Source organism: Holospora undulata HU1 (genome assembly GCF_000388175.3).
Classification (GTDB): domain Bacteria; phylum Pseudomonadota; class Alphaproteobacteria; order Holosporales; family Holosporaceae; genus Holospora; species Holospora undulata_A.
In genome coordinates, this window is the sequence record NZ_ARPM03000014.1 from 1 (window position 1) to 1,465 (window position 1,465).

Sequence of the window (1,465 nt, forward strand, 5' to 3'; positions counted from 1 at the left end):
AATTGATATTCTGCGTTCCAAACTTCCAATTGGTGCCATCGAGCATTAAATGCATTTTAGGAACTGGCTCCCAAATGCTTGATATTAAGGCTTTTGAGAAGAGCCCAGAATCAATTCCTTGTCCTTTTAAAAAAACGCCTGACGCGTTCAAGCTTGGATTTTATTGAAGGTGGAGCGTTTATCTTGTGGATCAGCGCAGGATGCTGAACCTTTCGCTGATCGATCATACTAAGCACGAAGGTTTTAAAAGTCTCTGCGCGGGAATTGTGAAAAGCTAATATTTTTCTTATCTTATTTATTAAGGATGATAGGTTCATTTGCATTAAACATTGTTGTTTATTTTTAATAAAATAGCCTGTCTTTCGGATCTTTTAAAGCCCCTTCAAAAAAGTGAGGGGGAGTATGAGCTATCTCTATCTATATAAAGCTCTTAAAAAATGAAATATTAAGTTCAATTCATACAAATAAACGAATAACTGATTTTTTTTAATAGAAACATCACAAAAAATAGAACGTACTTTAAAATCACAATTAGAAGACGTAGAAAAAAATATTTAGATTCGGACTCTATTTTATCTAGAGCCAGCCCTAAATTGAGTTGATTTTTTCGTTGTTTTTTCAGAATTTAATAAAAATTCAAAAGAAATTTGTATTCAATCAGACGTTATGCGTTGAGGGAGGATCAGTAGGATCGGATCAAGGATCTTTTACCTGGAAAACCAAGGGATGGGCGTTACAGCAAAAGACAATCGCCTGTTTGTGGAGGCTGTTTTTTACCGCTACCGCACAGGAATTCCGTGGCCGAAGAGGTTTGACGATTTTAAAGCTATAGTATTAGGTTGAATAAGATATTTTAAAGAATCACGAAATAGCGTCGAATAGAGCGTTGGAATTTAGTTATATTGTCACCTCTTCATTAGCCCAGAATTTCTCTATTGGATTCAAATCACAAGAGCAAGGAGGTAGAAAAATTATACTGCATTTTACAGATTCTATTCATTCTCTACTTCCCTTAGATTTATGAAAAGAGGCATAATAACACCTTGACCAGGCTTTAGTTCCTTAATCAGAAATTTTTTCTACCCAAGTCCGTTAAAAACTAGTAGTGCTATCGGCGTGTTATTAACCAAACCGGCAATACTATTTGTTCTTTGATACTATTTTCCACTCTTTTTTCCAACCGAATTTTCACTTTTTCTTCCCCAGCCCTCTGTACTTGCACATAGCCATATCAATGCCACTTTCATCAATATATACAAGACTTTGATACGATATATATTTGATCGATTCTTGATACCGACTTCGATTTTATTTACTTTGCTTTTCTTGGATTTATGCCATCTTGCTTCATCCATGATCAACGCAATTTTATTAGACGGATACTTCTTTACACGCTCAGATAAAAATACATTTATATGTATCGACATTAGGTAAAATCGAGATTAAGTAAAATTAGACTAAAATT

1 pseudogene is annotated in these 1,465 nt (G+C 34.3%); it reads left to right on the forward strand.

Annotation, left to right across the window (positions count from 1 at the left end):
* Positions 1-695: 695 nt before the first annotated feature.
* Positions 696-825, forward strand: a pseudogene (locus tag K737_RS08635) (IS5/IS1182 family transposase); the annotation flags it as partial.
* Positions 826-1,465: the final 640 nt, after the last annotated feature.